The sequence below is a fragment of the Pseudomonas canadensis genome (genome assembly GCF_000503215.1).
Taxonomy (GTDB): Bacteria; Pseudomonadota; Gammaproteobacteria; order Pseudomonadales; family Pseudomonadaceae; genus Aquipseudomonas; species Aquipseudomonas canadensis.
The window spans coordinates 294,989-315,175 of the sequence record NZ_KI628540.1; the positions used below are offsets into that span (position 1 = coordinate 294,989).

24 protein-coding genes are annotated in these 20,187 nt (G+C 62.4%); 15 read left to right on the forward strand and 9 right to left on the reverse strand.

The genetic code is table 11. The features are described 5' to 3' along the window. Positions 1–113 precede the first annotated feature (113 nt). Complete coding sequence (locus U367_RS0129330; RefSeq protein WP_028619746.1) at positions 114–620, forward strand: GNAT family N-acetyltransferase; 507 nt, start codon at positions 114–116, stop codon at positions 618–620. On the opposite strand, the gene U367_RS0129335 is transcribed toward U367_RS0129330, so the two are convergent. Beyond that, positions 598–1,542, reverse strand: coding sequence for a GlxA family transcriptional regulator (locus U367_RS0129335; protein WP_028619747.1), 945 nt, complete (start codon positions 1,540–1,542; stop codon positions 598–600). The genes U367_RS0129330 and U367_RS0129335 overlap by 23 nt on opposite strands. Positions 1,543–1,701: 159 nt before the next feature. Between U367_RS0129335 and U367_RS0129340 the strand changes: the two genes are divergently transcribed. From U367_RS0129340 to U367_RS0129350, 3 genes are all read left to right on the forward strand, one after another. Beyond that, positions 1,702–2,331, forward strand: coding sequence for a TetR/AcrR family transcriptional regulator (locus U367_RS0129340; protein WP_028619748.1), 630 nt, complete (start codon positions 1,702–1,704; stop codon positions 2,329–2,331). Next, the gene (locus U367_RS0129345) at positions 2,328–3,005 is read left to right on the forward strand and encodes a type 1 glutamine amidotransferase domain-containing protein (protein ID WP_028619749.1); all 678 of its coding nucleotides are present in this window, start codon (positions 2,328–2,330) and stop codon (positions 3,003–3,005) included. Before U367_RS0129340 ends, U367_RS0129345 begins: the two co-directional genes overlap by 4 nt. 79 nt (positions 3,006–3,084) lie before the next feature. Next, a complete protein-coding gene (locus U367_RS0129350) occupies positions 3,085–4,209 on the forward strand; it encodes an alkene reductase (RefSeq protein WP_028619750.1) in 1,125 nt (374 codons plus the stop codon). Here U367_RS0129350 and U367_RS0129355 read toward each other — a convergent pair whose 3' ends face one another. After that, entirely contained in the window at positions 4,210–5,196 is a 987-nt protein-coding gene (locus U367_RS0129355; protein WP_028619751.1) for an NAD(P)H-quinone oxidoreductase, read from the reverse strand. It abuts the gene before it with no gap. A gap of 186 nt (positions 5,197–5,382) precedes the next feature. Here U367_RS0129355 and U367_RS0129360 point away from each other — a divergent pair, with 186 nt between their 5' ends. Both U367_RS0129360 and U367_RS0129365 read left to right on the forward strand, forming a co-directional pair. After that, positions 5,383–6,258: a LysR family transcriptional regulator gene (locus tag U367_RS0129360; protein ID WP_028619752.1), complete on the forward strand. Its 876-nt coding sequence runs from the start codon at positions 5,383–5,385 to the stop codon at positions 6,256–6,258. Positions 6,259–6,335: 77 nt separating this feature from the next. Beyond that, on the forward strand, positions 6,336–6,722 hold the full coding sequence (locus U367_RS0129365; protein WP_028619753.1) for a DoxX family protein: 387 nt from the start codon (positions 6,336–6,338) through the stop codon (positions 6,720–6,722). Between the two features lie 54 nt (positions 6,723–6,776). Here the strand turns inward: U367_RS0129365 and U367_RS0129370 are convergent, their stop codons facing one another. The 4 genes from U367_RS0129370 to U367_RS0129385 all read right to left on the reverse strand — a co-directional run bounded on the left by U367_RS0129370 (position 6,777) and on the right by U367_RS0129385 (position 10,361). Beyond that, positions 6,777–7,595 (reverse strand): alpha/beta fold hydrolase, encoded by an 819-nt coding sequence (locus tag U367_RS0129370; protein WP_028619754.1) that lies wholly within the window; start codon positions 7,593–7,595, stop codon positions 6,777–6,779. Between the two features lie 90 nt (positions 7,596–7,685). Beyond that, the gene (locus U367_RS0129375) at positions 7,686–9,077 is read right to left on the reverse strand and encodes an alginate export family protein (protein ID WP_028619755.1); all 1,392 of its coding nucleotides are present in this window, start codon (positions 9,075–9,077) and stop codon (positions 7,686–7,688) included. After that, a complete protein-coding gene (locus U367_RS0129380) occupies positions 9,074–9,967 on the reverse strand; it encodes a VOC family protein (RefSeq protein ID WP_028619756.1) in 894 nt (297 codons plus the stop codon). Before U367_RS0129380 ends, U367_RS0129375 begins: the two co-directional genes overlap by 4 nt. A 94-nt stretch (positions 9,968–10,061) precedes the next feature. After that, the gene (locus U367_RS0129385; protein WP_028619757.1) at positions 10,062–10,361 is read right to left on the reverse strand and encodes a hypothetical protein; all 300 of its coding nucleotides are present in this window, start codon (positions 10,359–10,361) and stop codon (positions 10,062–10,064) included. A 202-nt stretch (positions 10,362–10,563) separates the two neighbouring features. Here U367_RS0129385 and U367_RS0129390 point away from each other — a divergent pair, with 202 nt between their 5' ends. From U367_RS0129390 to U367_RS0129400, 3 genes are read left to right on the forward strand one after another with little or no spacing between them, the layout of a single operon-like run. Next, positions 10,564–11,223, forward strand: a complete 660-nt coding sequence (locus U367_RS0129390; RefSeq protein WP_050587947.1) for a TonB family protein — start codon at positions 10,564–10,566, stop codon at positions 11,221–11,223. Beyond that, complete coding sequence (locus U367_RS0129395) at positions 11,220–11,765, forward strand: RNA polymerase sigma factor (RefSeq protein ID WP_016980117.1); 546 nt, start codon at positions 11,220–11,222, stop codon at positions 11,763–11,765. The genes U367_RS0129390 and U367_RS0129395 overlap by 4 nt, the downstream gene beginning before the upstream one ends. Before the next feature lie 37 nt (positions 11,766–11,802). After that, a complete protein-coding gene (locus tag U367_RS0129400; RefSeq protein ID WP_028619759.1) occupies positions 11,803–12,729 on the forward strand; it encodes a FecR family protein in 927 nt (308 codons plus the stop codon). Here U367_RS0129400 and U367_RS0129405 read toward each other — a convergent pair. Next, positions 12,726–13,346, reverse strand: coding sequence for a type II secretion system protein GspJ (locus tag U367_RS0129405; protein WP_028619760.1), 621 nt, complete (start codon positions 13,344–13,346; stop codon positions 12,726–12,728). The two genes, U367_RS0129400 and U367_RS0129405, sit on opposite strands and share 4 nt — an antisense overlap. Then, complete coding sequence (gene gspH, locus U367_RS0129410; RefSeq protein WP_028619761.1) at positions 13,343–13,795, reverse strand: type II secretion system minor pseudopilin GspH; 453 nt, start codon at positions 13,793–13,795, stop codon at positions 13,343–13,345. Before gspH ends, U367_RS0129405 begins: the two co-directional genes overlap by 4 nt. Before the next feature lie 93 nt (positions 13,796–13,888). On the opposite strand from gspH, the gene U367_RS0129415 reads away from it, so the two are divergent. Beyond that, positions 13,889–14,320: a type II secretion system protein N gene (locus U367_RS0129415; RefSeq protein WP_028619762.1), complete on the forward strand. Its 432-nt coding sequence runs from the start codon at positions 13,889–13,891 to the stop codon at positions 14,318–14,320. On the opposite strand, the gene gspI is transcribed toward U367_RS0129415, so the two are convergent. Continuing rightward, the gene (gene gspI / locus U367_RS0129420; protein ID WP_028619763.1) at positions 14,307–14,672 is read right to left on the reverse strand and encodes a type II secretion system minor pseudopilin GspI; all 366 of its coding nucleotides are present in this window, start codon (positions 14,670–14,672) and stop codon (positions 14,307–14,309) included. The genes U367_RS0129415 and gspI overlap by 14 nt on opposite strands. Positions 14,673–14,820: 148 nt before the next feature. Between gspI and gspG the strand changes: the two genes are divergently transcribed. The 5 genes from gspG to gspD are packed head-to-tail and all read left to right on the forward strand — an operon-like array spanning position 14,821 to position 20,008. After that, entirely contained in the window at positions 14,821–15,270 is a 450-nt protein-coding gene (gene gspG, locus U367_RS0129425; RefSeq protein WP_028619764.1) for a type II secretion system major pseudopilin GspG, read from the forward strand. Between the two features lie 8 nt (positions 15,271–15,278). Then, the gene (gene gspK / locus U367_RS0129430) at positions 15,279–16,148 is read left to right on the forward strand and encodes a type II secretion system minor pseudopilin GspK (RefSeq protein ID WP_028619765.1); all 870 of its coding nucleotides are present in this window, start codon (positions 15,279–15,281) and stop codon (positions 16,146–16,148) included. Next, entirely contained in the window at positions 16,145–17,203 is a 1,059-nt protein-coding gene (gspL, locus tag U367_RS0129435; RefSeq protein ID WP_028619766.1) for a type II secretion system protein GspL, read from the forward strand. Before gspK ends, gspL begins: the two co-directional genes overlap by 4 nt. Continuing rightward, complete coding sequence (gene gspM / locus U367_RS0129440; RefSeq protein WP_028619767.1) at positions 17,196–17,708, forward strand: type II secretion system protein GspM; 513 nt, start codon at positions 17,196–17,198, stop codon at positions 17,706–17,708. Before gspL ends, gspM begins: the two co-directional genes overlap by 8 nt. Continuing rightward, a complete protein-coding gene (gene gspD, locus U367_RS0129445) occupies positions 17,705–20,008 on the forward strand; it encodes a type II secretion system secretin GspD (protein ID WP_028619768.1) in 2,304 nt (767 codons plus the stop codon). The genes gspM and gspD overlap by 4 nt, the downstream gene beginning before the upstream one ends. Positions 20,009–20,187: the final 179 nt, after the last annotated feature.

Consider the following 20,187-nt stretch of genomic DNA (forward strand, 5'->3'; position numbering starts at 1 on the left):
AGAGGCAACACCTATTTGCAATCGGTTCAGCAAGTAGAAAGGTTGGCCGCTCTCTTGGCCTGCCCACCGGTTTTGTGAACAATGGCGCCCTGTGTTTTTTCACCGAGAGTCTCATGCCCGAAGTCACCGTCGAATTGATCCAGACCGGCCCGGAGCACGCCGAGCTGATCCGCAATCTTTACCAGTACTACGCCTATGAATCCTCTGACTGGGAACAGGAAGATGTCGAGGCCGATGGGCGTTTCTACATCCATGACGAACACCTGGTCCGCTACTGGCAGGACCCGCAATGGAGCGCCAACCTGCTGTTGGTGGACGGCTATATCGCTGGCTTCCTGTTGATCGAAGGCAGCGAGCTGCCGGGCATTGACGCCCTGGAGTTGGCCGACTTGTTCGTCCTCAAGCGTTACCGCCGCAAAGGCATTGGCCGCGCCATCGCCAGCCAGGTGCTGTGCAGCGGCGAGGCCGATTGGCTGGTGCGCTTCTATGATCAGGACGAAGTGTCCCAAGCGTTCTGGCGCACGGTGCTGGATAACCTGCCGCGTCCGGTGCAAACGATTGAGCTGGAGGATGAGCCGCAGTTGGTGAGTTACCTGATTACGCGGGCGGCACTGCATTAAACGCCTGCTGCATCACCTGCGGCGGCTGCCCGAACGCCCTTAAAAATGCCTGGCGCATACGTTCGCGATCACCAAACCCGGTTTCGCGGGCGACCACCTCGACCGGGTGGCGACTGGTTTCCATCATCGCCCGTGCCGCTTCTACCCGCAGCGACTCGATGGCCTTGGCCGGTGTTTGTCCGGTCTCTTCCCGGAACACCCGACTGAACTGGCGCGGGCTGAGGCGGGCGACATCGGCCAGGGCGTCTACCGACAAGTCGTGGGTCAGGTTCTCACGGGCATAGGCCAGGGCCAGTTGCACGCGGTCCGACTTGGGGTCCAGCTCCAGCAGCGCCGACAACTGCGACTGTTCACTGCCCCGGCGTTGGGCGATCACCAGTTTGCGCGCAATGCGCCGGGCCAGATCACTGCCCAGGTCGTTTTCCACCATCGCCAAAGCCAGGTCCACCCCGGCACTCATGCCGGCACCGGTCCACACCTGGCCGTCCACCACGAACAGCTTGTCTTCTTCCAAATGAATGTCCGGATAGCGCTTGCGAAAGGCTGGCGCGTGAATCCAGTGGGTGGTGGTGCGCTTACCTGCCAGCAAGCCCGCTTCGGCCAGCACGAAGATGCCCATGCACAACGAGGCGACGCGTCGCGACTGGGCGGAGGCGGCCTTGACCAGTTCCAGCAGGTTGGCCTCCGGCAGGCGGAACTCTAGGTAGCCGCTGACGATCAGCGTGTCGTAGCCCTCCGGCCGGATCGGCATGGTGTTCACCGAAAAGCCCTGGGACGTCATCACCGCGCCGCCGCTCTCAGACACTAGGTGAAACTCATAGGCCGGTTCGCCGCGCAGCAGGTTCGCGCACTCGAACACCGAGCCCAGGCTGAGGCTCAGGGACTGGAAGTTCGGGTAAACCATCAGCGCAACGCTGTGCATCGCATGTCTCCGGGTGGGGGGAGCAGGGATTGTCGGCGGCTGCCGGGAAAACGGCAACCGACTTTGGCGGATGTCCGAAATCCTTGCGGATCTGACATTGTGCGAGCCTGACCAGGCTCCTAACATTCCCTCAACGAACTAGACGACTGGTCTAATCCGATGAGCAACGAAACTAAAACTGTGCGCCAGAGCATTCTTGATACGGCGCAATTGATTGTTGGCCGCAAAGGATTTTCTGCGGTGGGCCTGAACGAAATACTGCAAGCCGCCGACGTACCCAAAGGTTCGTTTTATCACTACTTCACCTCCAAAGATGCGTTCGGCGTTGTATTGCTCGACCACTACTTCGACAACTATGTGCACGGCATGCAGCAACTGTTCGACCTGCCGGGTTTAACCCAGCACGCCAAGTTGATGGCTTATTGGCAATGCTGGATCGACAACCAGACCGGCTGCACCGACGCGGGCAAATGCCTTGCCGTCAAACTCGGTGCGGAGGTGTCAGACCTTTCAGAGCCGATGCGCCTGGCCCTGCAACGTGGCACTGCACGCACCATCGGGTTGCTGGCCGAGGCCTTGCAGCAGGGCGTCGAAGACGGCTCGGTAGCGATTACGCAACACCCGGACAGCCTGGCGCGGCGCCTGTATGCGTTGTGGTTGGGGACCAGCGTCATGAGCAAGATCACCCGTACTACGGCGCCTTTTGATGAGGCGTTGGGGTTGACCCGACAGTTGTTGGGTCAGCCGGAAGAAACTGACATTCACACCTATCGAGGCACTGGAAAATGAAAGTATTAATGGTACTGACCTCTCACGACCAGCTTGGCGATACCGGCCGCAAGACCGGCTTCTGGCTCGAAGAGTTTGCCGCACCCTATTACGCGTTCAAGGACGCCGGCGCCGAGATCGTACTGGCTTCACCGGCCGGCGGCCAGCCGCCGCTGGACCCGGTGAGTGACCAACCGGACTTCCAGACCGAACAGACTCAGCGCTTTGCCGCCGATCCTGCCGCCCAGCAAGCCCTGGCGACCACGGTGAAACTGGACTCGGTCAACGCCGACGATTTCGACACTGTGTTCTACCCAGGCGGCCACGGCCCGCTGTGGGACCTGGCCGAATCGCCGGTGTCGATCGCGCTGATCGAGTCCTTCGAGCGTGCTGATAAGCCCATCGGCTTTGTCTGCCACGCACCGGGCGCGCTGCGTCACGTCAAGGCGGTGAATGGTGAACCGTTGGTCAAGGGGCGTCGCGTCACCGGGTTCTCCAACTCGGAAGAGGCGGCGGTGGAACTGACCGATGTGGTGCCGTTTCTGGTGGAAGATGAATTCAAGAAGCTGGGCGGCCTCTATGAGAAAGGCGCTGACTGGCAGTCCTTTGTCATTACCGATGGCTTGTTGGTGACTGGGCAAAATCCTGGCAGTTCCAGTGATGTCGCTAAAGCCTTGCTGAAACTGACCGCTTAATTAAATAAACCGCTGAGTTCATTGGCGACTTTTATAAGTCGCCAATGCTTTAGCACGTCCAGAATTTGGAAATGATTAGATGACTGACAATGTTTTAAGTACCCCAATAAAGCTGGGTCACCATACGCTGAACAACCGTATTGTCTTGCCGCCATTGACGCGCCAGCGCAGCGCCCAACCGGGTGATATCGCGACCGACTTGATGGCCGAGTATTACCGCCAGCGGGCCAGTGCCGGTTTCATGGTCAGCGAGGGCACGCAGATAGAGCCACGGGGCCAGGGCTACGCCTGGACACCGGGCATCTACACCCCGGCGCAGATCGACGGTTGGCGCAAGGTCACCGACGCGGTGCATGCCGAGGGCGGGGTGATCTTTGCCCAGTTGTGGCATGTCGGTCGGGTGTCGCATAACGCCTTGCAGCCAGAAGGGGCGGCGCCAATCGCACCGTCTGCCCTCCAGGCCCTGCAAGCCAAAGCCTTTATCGAAACGGCGCCGGGCGAGGGTGAGTTGAAACAGCCGCCCGTGCCACGTGCATTGACCACGCAGGAGGTCAAGGAGCTGGTCGGGCACTACGCCCAGGCTGCACGCAATGCGCTGGATGCCGGGTTTGACGGGGTGGAGATCCATTCGGCCAATGGCTACCTGGTGAACCAGTTCATCTCGGCCCATGCCAATCAACGTGACGATGAGTACGGTGGTTCGTTGGAAAATCGCCTGCGTTTTCTGCGTGAGATTGTTGAGGCGGTGAGCGCCGTGGTCGGGCCGGAACGCCTGGGCGTGCGCTTCTCGCCGTTGTTCAGTGGCACCGATCAGGACCGCGTGTACATCGGCCTGGTGGAAGACGACCCGCACCATACCTACATCGAAGCCATCAAGGTGCTGGAAGCGTCGGGCATCGCCTACGTCTCCATTGCCGAAGCCGACTGGGACAACGCCCCCGACCTGCCTGAAACCTTCCGCCGTGCAGTGCGCGAGACGTTCAGCGGACGGATCATCTACGCCGGCCGCTACACCGCTGAACGCGGTGCGCGATGGATAGAGGCGGGGCTGGCGGATTTGATCGCGTTCGGGCGGCCGTTCATTGCCAATCCGGATCTACCGCAGCGGCTGTTCAATGGGTGGCCGTTGAATCCGCTGCGGGTAGAGGGCATGTACGGCGGTGGTGCAGAGGGCTACATCGATTACCCGGTTTACGCCGGATAATCAGGCAACCCGCAACACAATCTTGCCAATATGATCCCCACCTTCCATCCGCGCATGCGCCTGATCGGCCTGGGTGTAATCGAACACCTGGTCGATCATCGGCAGGCAGCGCCCGGCTGACAGCACTGGCCATACATGCTCGCGCAGTTGGTCGGCGATTGCGGCTTTTTCGTCCTTGGTCCGTGCGCGCAGCAGTGAACCGGTGACGATTGCGCGTTTGCCTAGGATGGTCAGCAAGTCCACCTCATTGGCCTTGGCACCGCCGAGGAACCCCAGCATTACCAGACGGCCGTCCATCGCCAGCGCCTTGAGGTTGTTGTTGATGTAGGAGGCTCCCATGATGTCGAGGATCACATTCACCCCTTGATCACCGATCACCTGGGCGAAATCCTGTTCGCGATAGTTGATTGCTTCTGCGCCCAGGGCACGAATGGCCGCACATTTTTCTTCGCTGCCGGCAGTGGCAAACGCCTGGATGCCGAACTCGCGGCATAGCATCAGCGCGGTGGTGCCGATTCCACTGGTGCCGCCGTGGATCAGCACCCGCTGGCCCTTGTGGGCGCCGCCGATGCCGAACAGGTTGGCCCACACGGTAAAGAAGGTTTCCGGGATGGCCGCCGCTTGAATCCAGTCCATGCCTTCGGGAACCGGCAACGCCTGGCTGGCGGGCACTGCGCAGTATTGGGCGTAACCACCGCCATTGGTGAGGGCGCAAACCTTGTCACCGACGGCGTACTCGGTCACGCCATCGCCCAGCGCTACCACTTCACCTGCCACTTCCAGGCCGGGGATTGGGCTCATGCCGGGTTTCATCGGGTACTTGCCGGCGCGTTGCAAAGCGTCCGGGCGGTTGACGCCGGCGGCGTGCACGCGGATCAGGATTTCACCGGCTACCGGGGAGGGCAATGGCACCTGGCGCGGCTTGAGCACCTCGGGGCCGCCAGGGGTGGTGATTTCAATCAGGGTCATGTCGGTAGGCAGGGGCATTTTGCGGGTCCTGTTGCGGTGAGCGTATGAAGTGGGACCACGCTGCGCGACGGTTGATTCAAATGAAACCGTGCAGCAGGGTCATCTTGGATATTTCCATGGTCGACAGGATAGCAACGTCGCATGATGCAATAATGCTGCGATTCAGCAGCACATAAATGCATATATGCAGCAGTGGAGGACGCAATGAACTGGGACGATGCACGGGTGTTCCTGGCGGTGTGCCGGGAGTCCACATTGCGCGGCGCCGCACGGGTATTGGGCGTGGATCAGGCCACCGTCGGCCGGCGGGTCAACGCCCTGGAAAAGTCCCTGGGCGCCACCTTGTTCCTGCGCACGTCCGAGGGCTACGCGCTGACGGCCGTGGGCGAGGCTGCATTGCTGTCGGTGGAGAAAATGGAGCGTTCAGCCCTCGACCTTGAGCGCCAGGTTCAAGGCCTGGATGATCGTTTAACGGGCACCGTGCGCGTCAGCACCACCGATTCCCTGGCCATCGACTTCCTGATTCCGTCCATCGCTCGCCTGCACGACAAACACCCCGACGTGCGCGTGCAACTGGACGCTTCCACCCAAATGCTCAGCCTGGCCAAGCGTGAGGCCGACATCGCTGTGCGCAACCAGCGTCCGGATAACCCCGACCTGATCGCCCGTCGCATCGCCCGTTGGCCGTTGGGCCTGTTTGCCTCCCAGGACTACATTGACCGCCACGGCGTGCCTGAACCGGGCAGCCTGTTCGAGGGGCATGACCTGGTGGTCTACCAGCCTCACCTACAAAGCAAGAAAGAGCTGACCCTGGTTTCCGAGCCTCTGGGCCGAGGGCGCATTGTTGCTGCCTTGAGTTCCAGTTTGCTGGTGCGCCGCTCGATCGCTGCCGGCATCGGCATAGGCGAAATCCCGGTGTGCACGGGTGAGCGTGACGGGCTGGTGCGCCTGTGGCCCGAGCGCTCCCGGCCACTGCCGTACGACGTGTGGCTGGTGACCCACGCCGACCTGCGCCACACCGCACGGGTGCGGGTGGTGATCGATGAAATCGTCGCGGCGTTTGCCGGCGTCGGGGAGTGAGGTCAGCACAGACTTGCAAGCGTGAGGGCGCCTCGGCCGACACAATCGATGTTTATGTCGACCTACCGAGCGTACGCATGAACGAATCAAAATGTCAGGACTTGGGGCTGCTGTTTCTGCGGGTCAGCGGAGCGTTGTTCCTGTTGTGGGTACATGGTTTGCCCAAGCTGCTGAGTTACAACGAGCAATTGAAGCTGATCGAAGATCCGTTTCATCTGGGCGCTTCGGCCACGCTAATGTTGGCGATATTTGCTGAAGTGCTGTGCCCGCTGCTGATCATTGCCGGCGTGCTGGTGCGTCTGGCGTGCCTGCCGATCCTGTGTGTGCTGCTGATTGCCTTGCTGGTGGTGCACCCGGAGTGGACGCTGTTCGAGGCGCAGTTCGGTTGGCTGCTGTTGATCATTTTCACCACGGTGCTGATCAGCGGGCCAGGGCGTCTGGTACTGCCTCAGCGTTTCTCTTGAGCAAAAAAAGGCCGGGCAAGCCCGGCCAAATAAGGAGAGGAGGGTTTAGGTGTTTCAGCGGTTCAGGAACGCCAGCAGGTCTTCATTCAACTGCTGCGCATGGGTCACGGCAAACCCGTGGGGGGCATCCTTGTAGACTTTCAACTCGGCACCCTTGATCGAGGCAGCGGCCACTTTGCCGGTTGTCTCGAACGGTACTATCTGATCGCCATCGCCGTGGATCACCAGGGTCGGCACGTCGATCTTGGTCATGTCCGGGCGGAAGTCGGTTTCGGAGAATACGGTGACGCAGTCGACGGTCGATTTGAGGGACGCCAGCAACGCTACCTGCAAGGTTTGGGTCAGCACACCCTCTGAGACAACCTGGCCTTTGTTGGTGCCATAGAACGGTGCGTTGAAATCACTGATGAATTGCGCACGGTCCTTCAGCAGCCCGGCCTTGATGCCGGCGAACACTTCAGCCGGGACGCCTTGCGGGTAGTCCGGTTTCTGACCAAACAGCGGCGTCACCGCGCCCAGCAACACCAGGCCGGCCACGCGCGCGCTGCCATGGCGTGCGATGTAGCGCGCCACGTCGCCGCCACCCATGGAGAAGCCCACCAGGGTCACGTCCTTGAGGTCCAGGTGCTCGATCAACTGGGCGATATCGTCGGCGAAGGTGTCGTAGTCGTTGCCGGTCCACGGCTGGTCTGACCGGCCAAAACCACGGCGGTCGAATGCGATGGTGCGAAAGCCGCGGCTGCTCAGGTATTCCATCTGGTATTCCCACATGTCGGCATCCAGCGGCCAGCCATGGCTGAACAACACGGGCTTACCGCTGCCCCAGTCCTTGAAGTAGATCTGGGTACCGTCTTTGGCAACGAATGTGCTCATGGAAAACTCCTTGGGTCAGGTGAAAAAAGCGTAGCTTCACTATTTGGGCTAAGGCGTATACAGGGCTTGTACGGGTGTGCTGGGTTGGCTCTACCAGCTGAATTTAAGCTCGACGCCCAGGTAGTTGCTGTCATCGCCGCCAGCACCGCGCAGGGTCTGACCTACATCGTAATGGACGGCTTCGACGGCGCCAGTGAGGTTGGGGCTGAACACATAATCGGTGCGCAGTTGCGCATAGGCGCCGGTCCAGCGATCACCTCTGCCAGCGGTGCCGGCGACCGGCAGATTGGGCTGGGTGTACACTGCGTCGCTGATGGTTTGACGCCAGAGCAGGCCGATCGCGGTTTGCACGCTGAGCTTGTCGATCGGTTTGACTGTGATTGACGGTTTGACGTGAATCAGGTTGCTGTAGCCGGTGTAGCCCGCCAGAGAAAAGTAGTAACCGTTGGGGAACAGCGGATTGAACGTACCGACGGTGCCATCCCCGGTTTTACGATCGCCGGAGGCGATGTCCAGTTGCAGGCCCACGCGCGGTTTCCAGGCCAGGCTGTCGAAGGTGTAGCCGGTGCGGCTTCCCCCAGCCCAGGCGCGGATGTCCTTGTTGCCCACCGAGCCGCTTTGCAGCATCGCTTCGATGTCCCAGTCAAAACCCATGGCCGCGCCGCCCAGGCGTGCGTCGATCAAGTGTCGGGTTTCGTCACCGTCCGCGTCCAGGTAGTGCGCCGCGCTGCGTTCATACACGCCGTAGTAGGCCGACAGCTCGTTCTTGCCGCCCACCAGCCGTTCCACGCGGACCATATGGAAACGCGCGTCGCTGTTGGATTTGTCGTCGAAGTGCCGACCGTCCTGATACTGCACCGGCTGGCTGGCAATCCCGATGAAGCGCCAATTGGATGTTTCCCAGTCGGCCCACAGCGCATCGAAGGATTGCCGCACATTCGGCCCGTCCCGTGATGAGATGAAACGCTGCAGGTCGAAGGCGAAATCCTGGCGCCCGACACGGGCCTTGAGTGTACCGCTGCTGAAGGTATTCACGTATTCGGCAAAGGCCAGTCGCAGGTCAACCCGGTTCTGGTCGGCGCCGCCAATCGTGGTTTTATCGTAGGCACGCACATCTTCGAGTTGGGTGAATACCCGCCAGTTTTCGTTCAGGTGCAGGTCGGCATGCACCTGAAAACGCTGGATCAGGTAGCGGTCACGTTTCACGTTGCGTACGCCGAAGCCGCTGGCGTCGTTCATTTCGAAACGCTCGCGCAAGGTTGCGCCCAGGGACAGATAGGTCAACGGGTCGGCGCTCGACAACGGGATGTACTTCAAGCTGTCCAGCGGCTGCGTGCGCAGCGCCGGGTCCTGCAGTACCGACCAATCCTCCTGCCAGCGGTTGGCCTTGATGGCCGGACGCGTCGCTTGCTCGTCGGCGTGGACGCTGCCGGCGAGCAGCGGCCACAGCACGGCCAGGCCCCAGCCTGTGCGACGGGTCATTTTACTGCGATGAGTTGATGGATCTCTGCGACGTAGCCGCCTGGGAATTCGACCAACGCACTGCGACGGCCTTTGCTGTCGAACGCGGGCACCAGCACTTTGGCGCCAGAGCCGGTGGCCTTGCCCAGGGTAGCCTTCAGGTCAGCCACTTGATAGCCGGTGGTCTCGTGGCCGAACGGGTAGGGCAGTTGGCCGTTGGTGACCAACACTGCCATGCGCCCGAATGGCGACTCGATGTCGACACGACGATAACTGCCTTTGGCTTGACCGATATCGACGCCAGGCGCGTGTTTGTCATCGACCAGGACTTTACCGTGGGAGAAACCGAGGAACGATTTGATGAACGTATCGGCACGCTCTGCGCTGAGGTACACACGGTTTTCCGGTACGGTCTGGAACGCTGCGTATTCAGGGGTCTTAGTGTGCCAGTAAAGCTGCATGTTGACGCCGCCTGGCCATTGCACCACCGCGTCACGCCCGATCGGGTCGGGGAAGTCGTTGACGATCACCGCCGCGCCGTTTTCCCGGGCGGCCTTGAGGGCGGCGTCCATGTCCTTGACCAGGTAACCGTTGCGCTCTTGGCCAAATGGATGCGGGATCGGCGTGGTGAAACCAAACAACGACACCGTGCCCGCTGGAGTCTGCAGCAATTGCGAGGTGGTGCTGCTTGGCACCGGCAGTACATTCACCACCACTTGGTCTGTGCTTTTGCCGCCGAAGGTGGCCAGGAAACTCTGGGCAAATCGGTCGACCTCCGCCGGTGCCACATAGACGTGGCTGGTGTCGTACTGGGGCGCCACGGCCACCGCGGGTGTTGCCGCAAAGGCACTGCCCATTATCTGCGCGGCCAGCAATGTCAGTGCCAGGGAAACCTTCACTCGTTTACACATGCCCACTCTCCAGCACTTTTAAGCGTGATCGAAAGTCACGATCTTAGGGGCGGGGCTGTGGGGCCGATTGTATGCACGTGCTTGGTTGAGCGTTTCAAGGTCGCTGCGGTTTTACCGAGGTACCGAAGGTATTGCCCATGCGCACACCGGTCGCCGCGGGCGTCGACAGCCCCAGGGCGTTTGGCAGCCTTTTCTCGATGGAAATGTCCTGCGCCTCACGGTTCTTCTTCGCCGCCTTGGCCGCGTTCGTGGCATTGCCCATCTGTTGGCTCAGGCAACCATAGTCGGGGGCCTTGTAGCCATCCACCGTGACTTCTGGGCAGCCGTCGGCGTGAGCCAGCCAAGGCAAGGCGGCACTCAGCAACAACGCGGCAAGGGTCGGTAAAGATTTCATCAGTGGCCTCCTGGCGAGGCCCAGAAGTGGCCCGTCATGACGTGCAAGTCTAGTGCAGCGGGCTTCTCATCACCGTGATGTTTTTTTTGCTATCACCGTAACATCAGGTTCATAAACTGGCCTCAGGATGACGGTTTTCTAGGGCGCGTCGGCCGTGCAGCGATGCAGAGCAGGGGGTGAACAGGGAGTCTGGAGGCGCGTCATGTGCGCCCTGGTCTTGCTGTTGCTGTTGGCCGGCGGTCGTACGGCGCAGGCAGAGTCACAGCTGCTGTCGTTGAACCTGCCGGCGCAAGACCTGGAACATGCACTGCAAGCCTACAGCCGCGCCACCGGGATGGCGGTGCTGGTGGACCGCGAGTTGACGCGGGGCCGGCGCTCCATCGGGGTACGCGGACGCTTTACGGCGCAAGAAGCACTGGCGATGTTGCTGACAGGGAGTGGCCTGATGGCACGTTATGCACGCAGCGATGCGTTTACCTTGCAGACCCCGCAGGTCAGCCAGCCACCGCCCACAAAGGGGGCGGCGACACGCAGCGCCGCGCGGATCAACAACAGCTACGCGACGGCATTGCAGCAAGCCATCGAGACCAGCCTGTGCCGCTCGCCGCTGACCCGGCCCGGCAGTTTTCGGGCATTGGTGCAGGTGTGGGTCAACCCGGACGGGGTGATTGAACACAGCCGGTTGGTCAGTTCTACCGGCGATGAACAACGCGATGAAGCACTGGTGCGCAGCCTGAGCGCAGCCCGGGTCCAACGCCCGGCGCCGAGTTCACTGCGCCAACCGGTGACTTTACTTCTGATGCCTGACACAACAGGAACACGCATGGAATGCACAGCAGCGAAAGGAACCTGGGGCGGATGAAAAATACCGGGCACAGTACGATGGTCAGCTTGTTCCTGGCCTCCTACGAAGACTTCAAGGTGCGTTTGCGCAAGCGCCTGGGCTCGGAAGACCTGGCCAACGACGTGCTGCACGAAACCTACCTGCGGGTCGACCGCATGGACGTGCCGCCCAACCTGCAACAGCCCAACGCCTACCTGTACCGCATGGCCCTGAACATCGCCGCTGACCGCCGCCAGGCCGATGCGCGACTGCTCACCGGCAGCGAAGTGGAAGAACTGCTGCAAAGCGCCGACGAAGCCCAGGACCCGTCGCGGGTGGTGGGCGGCCAGAAAGAGATCCAATCCTTGGTCAAGGCGCTTTACGAACTGCCGGCACGCCGCCGCAAAATTCTCATCGCCGCGCGCCTGGAAGAGGCGCCGCACCTTGAGATTTCCCAGCGTTTCGGCATCTCCACGCGCATGGTCGAGAAGGAAATCAAGGCCGCCCTGGGCCACTGTGCCAAGCGCCTCGAAAGAAAAGTGATTCAGCGGTTCGGTCCCGGGGCCGGAAAACCGTCTTAGTGTCGAGTCCCTGATAAATCCGTGAGTACGTGCGCGCTTGAATATTTTCAGCTTCCCCAACGCCCGGCCATCCGCCGCCAGTCCCCTGCACGATGAAGCCCGCGATTGGCTGCTCCTGCTGACCTCGGGCCGCGCCACCGTGGCCGATGCCAAGGCGCTCAAGGCCTGGTGCGCGCAGAGCCCGGAGCATGCCCAGGCATTCGAGCAGGCCAAGGTGCTGTGGCAAAACCTCACACCGGCCCTCGACCAGGTGGCGCAACCGCGCAGCTTTGGTCGACGGGCGTTCCTGGGCGGCGCGATTGCCGCTTCGGCCGCGGTGGTGATGGTGCGCGTCGGCGTGCCGGGTGGCTTTGCCGGGCTTACCGCGGACTATCACACTGAAGTCGGTGAGCAGCGCCAGGTGCTGTTAAGCGAGGGGATCAGCTTGGAGCTCAACACCCAGACCCGCATCAGCCGGGTGGGGCAGGGCATTGAACTGCTTGAAGGCGAAGTCGAAGTGCTCGCCCACGTTGCCCAACCGCTCAAGGTCCAGGCCGGCGAGGGTTGGGTGAGCGCGGCGCAGGCGCGGTTCAACGTGCGGCATACCGATCACACCGTGTGTGTCACCTGTATCGAAGGGTCGCTGTCGGTGGACGCTGCCGGCAACAGCATGAGCCTGGGCAGTGGCCGGCAATTGACCTACAGCACTGCCGGTTTCAGTGAGGTGACGACAGTCGACACCCAGGCAGTCGTGGCCTGGCGTGAACAGGTGCTGGTGTTCAACAACGCCACGTTGGCGACGGTGGTGGATGAGATCAACCGGTACCGACCTGGGATGCTTGTATTGCTTAACAAGCAACTGGGACAGCGCCGGGTGCAGGCACGGTTCAGTCTGCAGCAACTGGCGGGCGTGGCGTTGTTGATTCGCGATGCATACGGGGCGAAGTGCACGGAGTTGCCGGGTGGGGTGGTGTTGTTGAGTTAATTCATCGACCCCAACGGCCCCACCACCTGCCGATATTTTTCCACGCCCTGAGGCGTCTGCCGCACCAGACTGATTTCCAGTCCCAGCGGATCCTCCCGACGATTTCCGCTCAATTGTCGCCATCCCTTGTCTGCGTCCCACACTCGCACCTGCAGGTCACTCACACCGGTCAACACCACCACCCCATCCTTGGCCGCCGGCAGCGGGTATCGGTCCCGCGTCGGGGCGGCGGCGCGGTACAACGAGTCGCCCTTGAGCCACCAGCGCACGCGTTGCAGCCCATCCCCGGCCGTCGGAGCGCTGCGGATCACGTCCAGCCTGAAGCCCTTGCTGTCGGAGCTGCGCACGGTCACGGCGGCCAGCCCTTCGGTTTTGGGTGCCTCGTCTTGCGACACATCGGTGGCAACCAGCTCAACACTGGCGCGCAAGCTGATGTCGCGCTGCATCTGGTTCAGTGCCCGCAGCAGCACCTCCGTCTGCTCACTGCTCGCCTGCAAATGCTGATCAGCGCGCGTCACGCTGTCCAGCCCGCGCCAGGCGATCAGACTGACCACCGCCATGAGCATGATCGCCACCATCACTTCGATCAGGGTGAAGCCTTGCTGGGAGGTGTTCATGGTTGACTCACTACGCGCATCAAGCCGGCGGCGTCGCGTTGCAGGCTGAGGCTGTGTTGCCCGTCGGACAGCACCACCCGCAGCGGTGGGTTGATCCATTCGGCATTGAGCACCAGGGTTTGCCGGGGTTCGATGTTGATCTGCATGGGCGTGCTTTCCCAGAGGCGCGGCCGCAGTTGGGTGTCGCCCTGGAAAGACTCCACGCTCCTCCCATCATCGCTGCGGCGGTTGAAGCCAAAGCCCTTGGCATCCGCACGCCAGGTGATGGGACGGCCGTCGGCGTGGGCTTCGGCCTGGGCGACTTGCAGCAACTGGCTCAGGCGCTCGGCGTCTTTGCGCAGCAGGTGCAGTGGGTCGGGTTTGATCGTGAGGCTGATGGCGGCGCTGGCGATGCCGATGATCACCAGCACCACCATTAGCTCGATCAGGGTGAAACCTTGCTGTTTCATCGCGGGCTTCCTGGAGAACTGGGGAGTCTGTGAAATAAAAGCGTGCGAATTGATCTGTAGGCTGGTGCGACGGACAAACAGGAGGTCCTCCCCATGGCATTTGCCCATCGTTTCACCCTGGCCCACGGCGTGCAGGCGCTGGGTGTGCTGGCCGCCCTGGCGGGCGTGGCGGTATGGACGCCGCTGCTGCTTACCACGGCAGAATCCCACACGCCCCAAGCCACGCCCCAGGCACTCGCGGCGCGCAGCGATAACCCGGCGCTGCAATGGTTTTCCAATGCGCCGACGGCGCTGCAGGTGAAGGTCACGGGTGTGCTGGCGGGCGCCCGTGGTGCGGTGGCGATCCTCAGTCTCAACGACGGACCGCCGCGCAGCTTTCTATTGGGCGAGCGGCTCAGCCCCGGCGTGCGGTTGACGGCCATCGAAGGCGATGGAGTCGAGATCGAGCGCGGTGGCGAGAAGCTGCGCGTCAACCTCGACAAGTTGCCGGACGGCCCTGCGCTGCCGCTGCTCACTCGGCCATGACCTGGGTGTCCAGCCGCGCCAGGGGTGGCGCTTCGCGGCTGGCGTCGAGCACCTGCAGGTTGACCTGAAACAGGCGGCCATCGGCGTTGATGGTCTGCTCGCAACGCAGTTTCAGGCGGCCCTGATCGCACTCGAAGGTCTTCTTGCCGCTGCGCAAGTGGCCTTCCAGGCGCAGTTCCGCCAGGCGACTCTGCGCCGCCAGCAACGCGATCGATTTATCCCGCAGCAAGCCGTTGCTCTGGGTCATCAGCCCGGCCACGCGTACGGCGGCGGCCATGGCCACGGAGATGATCGCCAGCGCCACCAGCACCTCGATCAGGGTAAAACCTTGCTCCTTGCGACGGCCGTACATGGTGCTCTCAAAGCCGGGAAACAGGCCCGCAGACTAGCGCCGGCAGTTGACCGATTGGCGACCGAAACTCCCGAGGATTTTCAATACGACTGACATGTGTTCTTGCAACACTGCGCCACGAATTGCACTCAAGCCAAGGAATGTCGAGATGGATATCGCGCGCCTAACGTCCCCATTGCCAGGCCCTCGCGGGCAGCGTGGCTTCACCTTGATCGAGATCATGGTGGTGGTGGTCATCCTCGGGATCCTGGCCGCCATGGTGGTGCCCAAGGTGCTGGATCGGCCGGACCAGGCAAGGGCCACGGCGGCCAAGCAGGACATCGGTGGGTTGATGCAGGCGCTGAAACTCTATCGGCTCGACCACGGTACCTACCCGAACATGAACCAAGGTCTGAAAGTGCTGGTGGAGCGCCCGGCGGACGCGAAGAACAGCAACTGGCGCGCCTACCTGGAGCGGTTGCCCAACGACCCGTGGGGCAACCCTTATCACTACCTTAACCCAGGCGCCAACGGTGAGGTCGATGTGTTCTCCCTCGGTGCCGATGGCCAGCCGGATGGCGAGGGTGTGAATGCCGATATCGGCTCCTGGCAGCTGTAAGGCCCATTATGAAACGGTATTCGCCCCCAGCGGCGAAGCAGCGCGGCATGGCGATTATCAGCGCCTTGCTGATCGCTGCGGTGGTCGCGGTGTTGGCCGGCGCCATGCTCACGCGCCAGACCGTGTTCACCCGCGGCCTGGAAGCCGAGCAGCTGCGCATCCAGGGCCAGTGGTTGTTGCAGGGTGGCCTTGAGCGCAGCCGACAGATGCTCTGGGACGCACGCCAGAAGGACGTGCTGACCCGCCTCGACCAGCTTTGGGCCCGCCCTCAAAGGGGCGACTTTGAGGGCCGGATCGAGGACGAGCAGGGCAAGTTCAACCTGCGCAACCTGGTCAATCGCCAGCAGGTGGATGCCGAACAGTTACAGAGTTTCGAGCGGCTGTGCCGGCTGATCGGCGTCGATCCGGCCGTGAGTCGGCGCATAAGCCAGCGGGTGATTGCCTCTTATGAACCGCCCGCCAAATACCCGATGCTACGCAGCCTGGATGACCTGAGTGGAATTGAAGGCCTCAACCCCGTCATGTTGCAGCGCATGCAGGCCTACATCAGCGTGTTGCCCGGCCAGACCTGGATCAACGGCAACACCGCCAGCGCCGAAGTGCTCAGCGCGGTGGTTCCGCAGCTCAGCCTGTCCCAGGCCCACGGGCTGGTGGCCGAGCGCGACAGTGGGCAGTGGTTCATCAACCGTGGGGATTTTGTCAATCGCCTGCGGCTGCCCCAAGTGGCGGTGGACACAGTCCAGGTGGGCATCACCAGTGAATGGTTTCGCGTGCAGGGTCAGGCCCGGCGCGAGCAGCGGCGGGTGACGATCGACGCGTTGTTGCATCGCCCGGAAGACCGTCAGCCGCGGGTCATCTGGTCGCGGGTGGGCGTATGAAACGCCTGCGCATCGGCTTGCCGCCCCTGGATCAATTGACCGCTGACAGCAGGGTCAGATTTGCCTGGTTGGAGCGTGGCGCAGTCATTGAAGAGGGGTACGAAAGCCTGACGCAATTGGCTACATCCCGCCAGGCAATCGACTGTTTCCTGCACCCGCGCGACAGCCTGCTCACCAGCCTGGAGCTGCCACCGCTACCCGCCGCGAAAACGGCGGCGGCGGTGGCCTGCGCGGCGCAGGCGCTGATCCTCGGCCCGGTCGAACAGATGCAGGTGGCCCACGGCCCGCGCGAAAACGACGGGCGCGTGCACGTCGCGTGGGTGCCCAAGGCCGGGTTGGCGCGGCTCGCGCAATTGCCAATCAAACTACGCGGTCTGTACCCGGCGCCTTATGCCTTGCCGGTGGGTGCTGCTGCGTTGGATGACGGCTATCTGTTGACACGTGACAGCCTGCAACAAGGCGCGGTGCACCCACTCGGCTTGCAGGCGCTGGATGTGCAACTGGTAGACGCGGCGCAGCGTTGGAGTGGGCCTGTACCCACTTGGGGCTTGCACGGCGGTCTCATCCAGCCTTCGACTGTTGGATGGGGCCGGGCGCTGGCCTGTGTCGCGCTCGCCACCGCCATTTGGACCTTCGGCCTCAACCTGTACGCCGCACGTCAGGTAGAGGACGGCCAACGCCTTAAAGCCTTGATGAGCCAACAGGTGCGTCAAGCGTTTCCTGAGTTGCCAGTGGTGCTCAACCCCCTGCAGCAAGCCCGACAGCAATTGGCCGCCCGCCAGACCGGTGCGGCCGCCGACCCCGGCCAACGCTTTACCAGCCTGCTGCAACTGGCCGGCAGCAACCTGCCATTCATGGTCGGCAGCGTCGACAACTTGAGCTTTGAGCAGGGGCGTCTGCATGTGGCATTGCTCGCCGACAGTCGTAACCCGGCCGCCGAGGGTGAATGGCAGGCGGCGCTGGCCCAGGCCGGGTTTACCGCCAGCCGCGATGAGCATGCCTGGACGATTGCCCCGGCCCAGGCCGCAGAGAAGCCAGGAGCCGGCGATGAATAAAGTACAGCGAGTGCGCAGCCAGGCCCAGGTGTTCTGGAACGGCCTGGCCCTGCGCGAAAAACGCTTGCTCGGTGGTGCCGGGCTGGTGCTGGCGAGCTTGCTGACCTGGCTGGTGCTGGTGCAGCCCGCGCTGAAGAAGATCGATTACTGGCAGGCCGAAACCCCCAAGCTGCGCGCCCAGGCCGCAGCCTTGCAGGTGCTGTTGCAGGATGTCGCCGCGCCCCGTCAGGGTGACGAAGCCACCCTGCGCCAGACCTTGGATGGCGCGGGTCTGCAAGGCCATTACCAGTTGCAGGCGCTGGAACCCACGGGTTGGCGGCTGACCTTCGACAACGCGCCGGCCGATGCCGTGGTGGGTTGGTTGCTGGGCAATACCCGTTCGTTTTCCCTGGAGGTGTCCGAGGCGCGATTGCAGCGCACCCTCGACACCGTCGACAACTCGGCCGGCACTGTGTCCGGGACCGTTCGCATGGATCAGGCGCTTGGCGCTAAGGAAGCTTCATGAAGTGGTCAGTTCCCCCGTTTCGTCTGGTCGCGCCGCTGCTGGTGCTGGCCCTGAGTGCGTGCAGCAGCCAGCAGGCGCCCAAGCCGTTGCTGGTGGACAGCGAGCTCGGCCAACCACTTGCCGAGACGCGTAGCAACGGCGAGACCCTGCAAGATCGTCTGCGCGAACCCGTCCCCAAAGCTCCCGTACAACACCGGGTCACCAACAGCGCACGCGGCCATGCCCCGGCGGTGGTCAAGGCACGCAACCCGTTGGGTGACCAGCCCGTCCAGCTCAACTTCGTCGACGCCGATATCCAGGCGGTGGTACGCGCACTGTCCCGCGCCACCGGCCAGCAATTCCTGGTGGACCCGCGTGTGAAGGGCAACCTCACCCTGGTCAGCGAAGGCCAGGTGCCGGCGCATCAGGCCTACGACATGCTGCTGGCGGCGCTGCGCATGCAGGGCTTCAGCGTGGTTGACGTCGGCGGCGTGGCCCAGGTGGTGCCCGAAGCCGATGCCAAATTGCTCGGTGGGCCGATCTACAGCGCCGGCAGCAGCGGCATGCAGACCCGCACCTTCCGTCTGCAATATGAGAACGCGGTGAACCTGATCCCGGTGCTGCGGCCCATCGTGTCGCCGAACAACCCGATCAACGCCTACCCCGGCAACAACAGCATCGTCATCACCGACTACGCGGAAAACCTGGCGCGGGTGGCGCAGATCATCAACGGCATCGACACGCCCAGCGCTATCGACACCGACGTGGTGATGGTGCAGAACGGCATCGCCGTGGACATCGCCGCCATGGTCTCCGAACTGCTGGAAACCCAGGGCGCCGACCAGACCCAGAGGATCAACGTGATCGGCGACCCGCGCTCCAACTCGATCATCATCCGCTCCGGCAGCCCGGAGCGCACCGAGCTGGCGCGCAACCTGATCTACAAACTCGACAACGCCCAGAGCAACCCCAGCAACATGCACGTGGTGTACCTGCGCAACGCCCAGGCGGGCAAATTGGCGCAATCGCTGCGCGGGTTATTGACCGGCGAAAGCGATTCCGGCGTCAGCGACGACGCGCGTGGCAAGCTCAGCGCCATGGGCGGCAATGGCAAGAACAGCCAAGGCGCGGGCAACGCGCAAAACAGCAGCGGCACACCCACCGGCAGTGGTGTGCAATCCGGTTACGGTCAATCCACGGGTTCAACCGACACTGCCAGTGGTACCTCCAAAGACCAGGACACCGCGTTCAGCGCCGGGGGTGTGACCATCCAGGCCGACGCCACTACCAACACCTTGCTGATCTCTGCACCGGACCCGCTGTACCGCAACCTGCGTGAAGTCATCGACATGCTCGACCAGCGCCGCGCCCAGGTGGTGATCGAAAGCTTGATCGTGGAAGTTGGCGAAGACGATGCCACTGAGTTTGGCGTGCAGTGGCAGGCCGGCAATCTCGGTGGCAAGGGTGGGTTTGGTGGCGTGAATCTCGGCGGCAGCGGCGTAAATGGCAAGCCGGGTAGCCCCACCAGTATCGACGTGTTGCCCAAGGGGCTGAACGTGGGCTTGGTCAACGGTACGGTGGATATTCCCGGTATCGGCAAGGTGCTCGACCTCAAGGTGTTGGCGCGTGCGTTGAAGAGCAAGGGTGGCACCAACGTGTTGTCGACGCCGAACCTGCTGACGCTGGACAACGAAGCGGCGAGCATTTTTGTGGGGCAGACGATTCCGTTTGTCACCGGCAGTTATGTGACTGGCGGCGGGGGCACCAGCAACAACCCGTTCCAGACGGTGCAGCGTGAGGAGGTGGGGTTGAAGCTGAATGTGCGGCCACAGATTTCCGAGGGCGGTACGGTGAAGCTGGATATCTACCAGGAGGTCAGTACGGTGGATACGCGGGCGTCGGTGGAGGCAGGGACGGTGACCAACAAGCGGGCGATCGATACCAGTATTTTGCTGGATGACGGGCAGATCATGGTGCTCGGCGGGTTGCTGCAGGATGGGTATAGCCAGAGTAATGATGCGGTGCCTTGGTTGTCGGATATTCCAGGGTTGGGGGCGTTGTTCAGGAATGAAAAGCGCAGTGTGAACAAGACCAATCTGATGGTGTTTTTGCGGCCTTACATTATTCGGGACAGTGGGGCGGGGCGCAGTATTACGTTGAATCGGTATGAGTTTATGCGGCGGGCGCAAGGGGGGTTGCAGCCGGAGCATAGTTGGGCGATGCCGGATGTGCAGGCGCCGCAGTTGCCTTCGGTGGAGAAGGCGATTCCTGGGGGGCAGCAGCAGGGGCCTCGGGCGGTGATCAGGGCGGTGCCGCAGTGAGCGCCGGGTACATATCCGTTGCTGCGGTAACGGCTACTTATGGTTCAGCTCTTACAGCGGGTCACTTTTGGAAAGGCCCAAAAGTAACCAAAAGGCCTTCGCCCCACCACTCGGCACCTCGCCTAGGCTCGGTGTGCCCTCACTCCGGCTTGAATCCGTGGGCCGCCGCAATGGGCCAT

Excerpts from the sequence above, each read along its gene's own strand:
- U367_RS0129330 (WP_028619746.1), top strand. The coding sequence starts at position 114 with ATGCCCGAAGTCACCGTCGAATTGATCCAGACCGGCCCGGAGCACGCC.
- gspK (WP_028619765.1), top strand. The coding sequence starts at position 15,279 with ATGAAACGGTATTCGCCCCCAGCGGCGAAGCAGCGCGGCATGGCGATT.
- U367_RS0129355 (WP_028619751.1), bottom strand. The coding sequence starts at position 5,196 with ATGCCCCTGCCTACCGACATGACCCTGATTGAAATCACCACCCCTGGC.
- U367_RS0129370 (WP_028619754.1), bottom strand. The coding sequence starts at position 7,595 with ATGAGCACATTCGTTGCCAAAGACGGTACCCAGATCTACTTCAAGGAC.
- U367_RS0129390 (WP_050587947.1), top strand. The coding sequence starts at position 10,564 with ATGTGCGCCCTGGTCTTGCTGTTGCTGTTGGCCGGCGGTCGTACGGCG.
- U367_RS0129360 (WP_028619752.1), top strand. The coding sequence starts at position 5,383 with ATGAACTGGGACGATGCACGGGTGTTCCTGGCGGTGTGCCGGGAGTCC.
- U367_RS0129375 (WP_028619755.1), bottom strand. The coding sequence starts at position 9,077 with ATGACCCGTCGCACAGGCTGGGGCCTGGCCGTGCTGTGGCCGCTGCTC.
- gspM (WP_028619767.1), top strand. The coding sequence starts at position 17,196 with ATGAATAAAGTACAGCGAGTGCGCAGCCAGGCCCAGGTGTTCTGGAAC.
- U367_RS0129405 (WP_028619760.1), bottom strand. The coding sequence starts at position 13,346 with ATGAACACCTCCCAGCAAGGCTTCACCCTGATCGAAGTGATGGTGGCG.
- U367_RS0129415 (WP_028619762.1), top strand. The coding sequence starts at position 13,889 with ATGGCATTTGCCCATCGTTTCACCCTGGCCCACGGCGTGCAGGCGCTG.
- gspD (WP_028619768.1), top strand. The coding sequence starts at position 17,705 with ATGAAGTGGTCAGTTCCCCCGTTTCGTCTGGTCGCGCCGCTGCTGGTG.
- gspL (WP_028619766.1), top strand. The coding sequence starts at position 16,145 with ATGAAACGCCTGCGCATCGGCTTGCCGCCCCTGGATCAATTGACCGCT.
- U367_RS0129340 (WP_028619748.1), top strand. The coding sequence starts at position 1,702 with ATGAGCAACGAAACTAAAACTGTGCGCCAGAGCATTCTTGATACGGCG.
- gspH (WP_028619761.1), bottom strand. The coding sequence starts at position 13,795 with ATGAAACAGCAAGGTTTCACCCTGATCGAGCTAATGGTGGTGCTGGTG.
- U367_RS0129345 (WP_028619749.1), top strand. The coding sequence starts at position 2,328 with ATGAAAGTATTAATGGTACTGACCTCTCACGACCAGCTTGGCGATACC.
- U367_RS0129335 (WP_028619747.1), bottom strand. The coding sequence starts at position 1,542 with ATGCACAGCGTTGCGCTGATGGTTTACCCGAACTTCCAGTCCCTGAGC.
- gspI (WP_028619763.1), bottom strand. The coding sequence starts at position 14,672 with ATGTACGGCCGTCGCAAGGAGCAAGGTTTTACCCTGATCGAGGTGCTG.
- U367_RS0129385 (WP_028619757.1), bottom strand. The coding sequence starts at position 10,361 with ATGAAATCTTTACCGACCCTTGCCGCGTTGTTGCTGAGTGCCGCCTTG.
- gspG (WP_028619764.1), top strand. The coding sequence starts at position 14,821 with ATGGATATCGCGCGCCTAACGTCCCCATTGCCAGGCCCTCGCGGGCAG.
- U367_RS0129350 (WP_028619750.1), top strand. The coding sequence starts at position 3,085 with ATGACTGACAATGTTTTAAGTACCCCAATAAAGCTGGGTCACCATACG.
- U367_RS0129380 (WP_028619756.1), bottom strand. The coding sequence starts at position 9,967 with ATGTGTAAACGAGTGAAGGTTTCCCTGGCACTGACATTGCTGGCCGCG.
- U367_RS0129395 (WP_016980117.1), top strand. The coding sequence starts at position 11,220 with ATGAAAAATACCGGGCACAGTACGATGGTCAGCTTGTTCCTGGCCTCC.
- U367_RS0129365 (WP_028619753.1), top strand. The coding sequence starts at position 6,336 with ATGAACGAATCAAAATGTCAGGACTTGGGGCTGCTGTTTCTGCGGGTC.